General features: G+C 64.5%; 7 protein-coding genes. 5 read left to right on the forward strand and 2 right to left on the reverse strand.

Going from position 1 to position 6,200, the window contains the following annotated elements; translation table 11 throughout:
- Positions 1-3 precede the first annotated feature (3 nt).
- Positions 4-510, reverse strand: coding sequence for a MarR family winged helix-turn-helix transcriptional regulator (locus tag U4Y90_RS33340; RefSeq protein WP_415749440.1), 507 nt, complete (start codon positions 508-510; stop codon positions 4-6).
- A 139-nt stretch (positions 511-649) separates the two neighbouring features.
- On the opposite strand from U4Y90_RS33340, the gene badH reads away from it, so the two are divergent.
- From badH to U4Y90_RS33365, 5 genes are read left to right on the forward strand one after another with little or no spacing between them, the layout of a single operon-like run.
- Positions 650-1,417, forward strand: coding sequence for a 2-hydroxycyclohexanecarboxyl-CoA dehydrogenase (gene badH / locus U4Y90_RS33345; protein WP_321801119.1), 768 nt, complete (start codon positions 650-652; stop codon positions 1,415-1,417).
- 28 nt (positions 1,418-1,445) lie between these two features.
- A complete protein-coding gene (gene badI, locus U4Y90_RS33350) occupies positions 1,446-2,228 on the forward strand; it encodes a 2-ketocyclohexanecarboxyl-CoA hydrolase (RefSeq protein ID WP_321801121.1) in 783 nt (260 codons plus the stop codon).
- A 14-nt stretch (positions 2,229-2,242) separates the two neighbouring features.
- Entirely contained in the window at positions 2,243-3,394 is a 1,152-nt protein-coding gene (gene aliB / locus U4Y90_RS33355; RefSeq protein WP_321801123.1) for a cyclohexanecarboxyl-CoA dehydrogenase, read from the forward strand.
- Positions 3,395-3,421: 27 nt separating this feature from the next.
- The gene (gene aliA / locus U4Y90_RS33360) at positions 3,422-5,062 is read left to right on the forward strand and encodes a cyclohexanecarboxylate-CoA ligase (protein WP_321801124.1); all 1,641 of its coding nucleotides are present in this window, start codon (positions 3,422-3,424) and stop codon (positions 5,060-5,062) included.
- Between the two features lie 58 nt (positions 5,063-5,120).
- Positions 5,121-5,345, forward strand: coding sequence for a hypothetical protein (locus U4Y90_RS33365; RefSeq protein WP_321801126.1), 225 nt, complete (start codon positions 5,121-5,123; stop codon positions 5,343-5,345).
- Here the strand turns inward: U4Y90_RS33365 and U4Y90_RS33370 are convergent, their stop codons facing one another.
- Entirely contained in the window at positions 5,346-5,996 is a 651-nt protein-coding gene (locus U4Y90_RS33370; protein ID WP_321801127.1) for a hypothetical protein, read from the reverse strand. It lies immediately after the preceding gene.
- Between the last annotated feature and the right edge of the window lie 204 nt (positions 5,997-6,200).

Raw genomic sequence — 6,200 nt, forward strand, 5'->3', positions numbered from 1 at the left:
GCGTCATGCTTCATCATCCGCGCCGGATTGCGCTGCATCGTCGAGCTTCTTCATGTTGTCGAGCAGCTTGAGCAGATAGTGCAGCGTGTGCGTCACGTCATCGACGGAAAAGTCCTTCAGCACTTCCTCGTAGTACCCGTGGATCTTCGGCGTTGCGTGCCGCGTCCATAGCTCACGCCCCGGCGCAGTCATCGTGATGAGCCGCGAGCGGCGGTCGCGGCCATCCGCGCTCGCGCTCAGGTGGCCGTCGCGCTCCATGCGGCTCACGAGCCCCGACAGGTTCTGCCGGCTCACCATCAGATACCGCGCCAGATCTCCCACGCTCATGCCGCATTCGGCTTCCGGCCGCGAAAGCGCGCCGAGCACCGCCCATTGCTGCGTCGTCAGCCCTTCCGCTTCGACCGCACGGCTTCCCGTTTTATGCAACATATTGGCACATTGGTATAGGCGAAAGAACAGCCGGTTGGCGAGCTCGAGCTTCGCCGTATTGCCTGATTTTGCGGAAACCAAGGGATTCTCCTAAGCACATCGTTCTTGTCTTCGTCGCGACGTGTTCCTAGTATACGTCAATATGTTGACGTATTTAAGCGGCGCGATCGATTCGGTCCGATAGCCGCAATGGTAACGCTGACTACTCACGGAGAAGACTGTGCAAAGACTGCAAGGCAAGACGGTGATCGTCACGGGCGGTGGCGGTGGCATCGGCGGGGCGACATGCCGTCGTTTCGCAGCGGAAGGCGCGCGTGTCGCGGTGCTGGATCTGTCGCTCGACGCGGCCGACAAAGTGCGCGACGAGATTCGCCGCGCCGATGGCATCGCCGAAGCCATTCGCTGCGACATCGCGAATCGCGCGGACGTGGATGCGGCGATCGCATCGGTCGAGGCGAAGCTCGGTCCCATCGACATACTCGTGAACAACGCGGGATGGGATGTGTTCAAGCCGTTCACGAAGACGGAGCCGAGCCAGTGGGAACGGCTCATCGCGATCAATCTGACGGGCGCGCTGCATCTGCATCACGCGGTGCTGCCGCGCATGGTCGAGCGCAAGTCGGGGCGCATCGTGAATATCGCATCGGATGCGGCGCGCGTCGGCTCGTCGGGCGAAGCGGTCTATGCCGCCTGCAAGGGCGGGCTCGTGTCGTTTTCCAAGACCATCGCGCGCGAGCATGCACGCCATGGCATCACGGTGAACGTCGTCTGTCCCGGTCCGACCGATACCGCGCTCTTCGCCGAATACAAGGAAGGGGCGGGCAATCCCGACAAGCTGCTCGAAGCGTTCCAGCGCTCCATTCCGCTCGGCCGCATCGGCCAGCCCGACGATCTGCCCGGCGCGATCGTCTTCTTCGCGAGCGACGACGCGCGCTACATCACCGGCCAGGTGCTGAGCGTATCCGGCGGCCTGACGATGGCCGGCTGAATCCGAACGGGAACGAGGAATCATCACGATGAACTACGAAGACATTCTCTACGAAGTGCGCAACGGCGCGGCATGGATCACGATCAATCGTCCCGAGAAGATGAACGCGTTTCGCGGACGCACCTGCGACGAACTGATTCACGCGATCAATCGCGCGGGCTATGCGCGCGAGATCGGCGTGATCGTGCTCGCGGGCGCGGGCGAGAAAGCGTTCTGCACCGGCGGGGATCAGTCGGCGCACGAAGGGCAATACGACGGACGCGGCACCATCGGCTTGCCGATGGAAGAGCTGCACAACGCCATCCGCGATGTGCCCAAGCCCGTGATCGCGCGCGTGCAGGGTTATGCGGTCGGCGGCGGCAACGTGCTGTGCACGATCTGCGATTTCACGATCGCATCGGAAAAGGCCGTGTTCGCGCAGGCCGGCCCGAAGGTCGGATCGGTCGATCCGGGTTACGGCACCGCATTTCTCGCGCGCGTGGTCGGCGAGAAGAAGGCGCGCGAGATCTGGTATCTGTGCCGCCGCTACCCCGCATCCGAGGCGCTCGCGATGGGCCTCGTCAATGCAGTGGTTCCGCACGAGGCACTCGATGCCGAAGTGCAGAAGTGGTGCGACGAGATCATGGACAAGAGCCCGACCGCGATAGCGATCGCGAAGCGCTCGTTCAACATGGACACCGCCCATCAGGCAGGCATCGCGGGCATGGGCATGTACGCGCTGAAGCTCTACTACGACACCGAGGAATCGCGTGAAGGCGTGCGCGCATTCCAGGAGAAGCGCAAGCCGGATTTCCGGCGTCATGCGAAGTAAGCGGGAGCGATGCCATGAATCCCTATCTCGATGAAGACCTCGTCGCGCTCGGCGAACATGCGCGACGTTTTGCACTCGGACGCGTCGCGCCCGGCTTCGAGGCACGCGACACGACGCGCACGCTCGACCGCGAGCTCATGCTCGAAATGGGGCAGATGGGCTTCATCGCGCCCGAGCTGCCCGAGCGCTATGGCGGCCAGGGGCTGGGCTGTCTCGCGGCGGGCGTCATCCATGAAGAGATCGCGCGCGCGGATCTGAGTCTTTCGTATATCAACCTGCTTGCATCGCTCAACGGGCAGATTCTCGCGCAGCACGCCGCGCCCGAGATCGCGCGGCCCTGGCTCGAACGGTTGACGCAAGGGCGCGCGCTGCTCGCGATCGCGCTGACCGAGCCGCGCGGCGGATCGGACGCGGCGAATCTGCGGCTGCGCATGGAGCGCGTCGGCGATCACTACGTGCTCAACGGCGAGAAGACGTCGATATCGGCGGCGGATCAGGCCGATGCGGCCGTCGTGTTCGCGCGCACCGGACGTGTCGAGGATGGCGCGCGCGGCGTCTCCGCAATGCTCGTGCCGATGGATCTGCCGGGCATCACGCGCAATCGTTTCGACTGTCACGGCCAGCGCGCGATCGGGCGCGGCTCGATCTTCTTCGAGAACGTGCGCGTGCCGGTCGATCATCGGCTCGGCGACGAAGGCAAAGGCTTCGTGCAGGTGATGCAGGGATTCGACTTTTCGCGCGCGCTGATCGGCTTGCAGGTGCTCGCGGTCGCGAAGGTGAGTCTCGAAGAGACGTGGGCCCATGTCGCGCAACGCGAGGCCTTCGGCAAGCCGCTGTCGGCATTTCAGGGCGTGTCGCATCCGCTCGCGGACTTCGAGACGCAGGTCGAAGCTGCGCGTCTGCTGTGCCTGCAAACGCTGTGGCTCAAGGACCGAGGCTTACCGCACACCGCCGAAGCCGCGATGTGCAAATGGTGGGGCCCGAAGCTCGCGTATGACGTCGTGCATCAATGCCTGCTGTCGTTCGGACACGGCGGCTACGATCGCGGACCGATGGAGCAGCGGCTGCGCGATGTGCTCGGCTTCCAGATCGGCGACGGCACCGCGCAGATCATGAAAACGATCATCGCCCGTACGCGCGCCGGGCGCGACGCGGTGCCCGCGTGACCCACATCAGAGGAGCTCAGACATCACATGGAGTTCGACGCCGTACTGATTCCGCCGAGGCGCGAAGAGAGCATCGCGCGCGGCTACTGGCACGACCGCACCATCAACGACGATCTCGATGCGTGCGTTGCGCGCTGCCCCGACAAGCTCGCGCTCACGGCGTTTCAGGTGGAGAGCGGCACGACGACGCGCTTCACGTATCGCGAGATGGCGTCGATGGCCGATCGCATCGCCGTCGGTCTCGCGCGGCTCGGCGTCGGACGCAACGACGTCGTGTCGATGCAGTTGCCGAACGGTTGGGAATTCACGCTGACGTATCTCGCGTGCTCGCGCATCGGCGCGGTGGTGAATCCGCTCATGCATATCTTTCGCGAGCGCGAGCTCGGCTTCATGCTAGAACATGCCGCGAGCAAGGTGCTGATCGTGCCGCGCATGTTTCGCGGCTTCGACTTCGAGCAGATGGCGAAGGGCCTGCAAGCGCGCTTGCCCCGGCTGGAACATGTCGTGGTGGTCGGCGGAGAGGGCATCGACAGTTTCGAGGCGCGATTGAGCGAACCCGCGTGGGAGCGCGAAGCGGATGCGCGCGAGATCCTCACGCGTCATCGTCCCGGCCCGGACGACGTCACGCAATTGCTCTACACGTCCGGCACCACGGGCGAGCCCAAGGGCGTGATGCACACGGCGAACACGCTGATGTCGAACATTCGCCCGTATGCCGACGCGATGCGCCTCGGTCCGGACGATGTCGTGCTGATGGCTTCGCCGATGGCGCATCAGACGGGCTTCATGTACGGCCTGATGATGCCGCTCATGCTCGGCGCGAGCGCGGTGCTGCAGGACATCTGGCAGCCGCAGACGGCGATCGCGCTGATACGAAGCGAGCGCGTGAGCTTCACGATGGCATCGACCGTATTTCTGACGGATCTCGCCGATGCGCTCAGTCAGAGCGGGCAATCCGCGCCGACGTTGCGCACGTTTCTGTGCGCGGGCGCGCCGATTCCCGGACCGCTCGTCGAGAAGGCGCGCACGGCGCTCGGCGCGAAGATCGTATCGGCGTGGGGCATGACGGAGATGGGCGCGGTCACGCTGACGCGGCTCGACGACGACGACGAGCGCGCCTCCAGCACCGACGGCGCACCGCTTCCCGGCGTCGAGGTGCGCATCGCCAATGCCTGCGATGCACCGGTGCCGTCGGGCGTCGTCGGCCGCCTGCTGGTGCGCTCGTGCTCCGGCTTCGCCGGCTATCTTTATCGCGCGCATCTGAACGCCACCGACGAGGAGGGCTGGTTCGACACCGGCGATCTCGCCTGCCTCGACGAGCGCGGCTATATCCGCATCAGCGGCCGGAGCAAGGACGTGATCATCCGCGGCGGCGAGAACATTCCGGTCGTCGAGATCGAGGCGCTGTTGTATCGCCATCCGTCGATCGCGGCGGCCGCGCTCGTCGCGTATCCGGACGAGCGGCTCGGCGAGCGTGCATGTGCCGTCGTCGTCATGAAGCCGGGCGAGCAGCTCGATCTGGCCGACATCGCCGGCTTTCTGAAGTCGCACAAGGTGGCGATGCAATACGTTCCCGAGCGCCTCGTCGTGCGCGACAGCTTGCCGACGACACCGGCGGGCAAGGTGCAGAAGTTCAAGCTGCGCGAGTGGTTGCGCGAAGGAGCGTGAAGATGGAGAAGCCAGCCATCATCGACTTTCGGACTGCCCGAGATCAAGCAACGGCGTGATGCCGGGAGCGGGCGGCGAGGCGCTCGCCGCGCGCATCGCGGGCTATTCGCTGCCTGCGTTGAGGGCGATCAGGGAGTCTGTGAACCGCGCGTATGAATCGTCGCTGGCGAAAGGGCTCCGCTTCGAGCGGCGCAAACTGCAAGCGCGCCTCGCGAGCGAGGATGCACATGAAGGCAGGAGCACGTTCATCGAGAATCGCACGCCGGCGTTCGATCACCGTTGATCAGGCCGCGGGCCGCGTGGCGATGCTGACTTCGTGCCGATACTTGCGGCCCCATTCGGTCGCGGGCAATGCGTATTCGTTCGAGCAGAAGTGCTCGAACTCGCGCCACGTTTCCTTGTAATCGCCGTCGCGCGCGAGTTCGAACTGATTCCCGTTTGTCGCGCACGCCGCGAGATTCATGAACTGCTTCAATATCGGCCGGCAGGCGTGGCTGATATACGCGTCCGCTTCCTCTCTCGGCCACTCGTTCGCGGCGACGAGCATTTGACGCCACGCGAGAATGGTTTCGCGACAGGTGTCGCATTGCGCGTCGCCCTGAATGAGCGCACTCGCTTCGAGAACGGCGGTCGCGAGTTCCTCGAATTTCGCAAGCTTGATCGAGGCGGCGCGGGCGAGGGAACACGGCTTGCCGTCGTCGCAGTCGACGAGCGCGCCGTTGAACTCCGACGGCGGCTCTAACTTCATAACAATGCCTTCTTCATGCAGCATCACGCGCACGCCGAAATCCGCGACGAGCATCGCGAGCCGGCAGCCCCAGCGTATGCTCATGTCGTGAAGCCAGGCTTCATCGGACGTTCGGAGCGCAGCGGCGATTTCCTCGCGCGCGTCGGCGAGCCATCGGCTTTGCGCAACTCCATCTGTTCGACTCATGACGTCATCCCGATGCGCGTGGAGTGAGTAGCTTAACTCGCGCGGGACGGAATGTGCGTAACACCGACTGCTGGCCAACATGCACTGCAATTTCGCCAGCACGCGGATGAAGAGCGCCGATGCGCGCCGCCGTGCCCGATCATCGGGGCGATCGCAACCTGAACGAATGACGAGGGAACATGAAGACGCGAGCAGCCATCGCAT

Origin of the sequence: Caballeronia sp. J97, from assembly GCF_905220305.1 — a bacterium.
Lineage (GTDB): Bacteria > Pseudomonadota > Gammaproteobacteria > Burkholderiales > Burkholderiaceae > Caballeronia.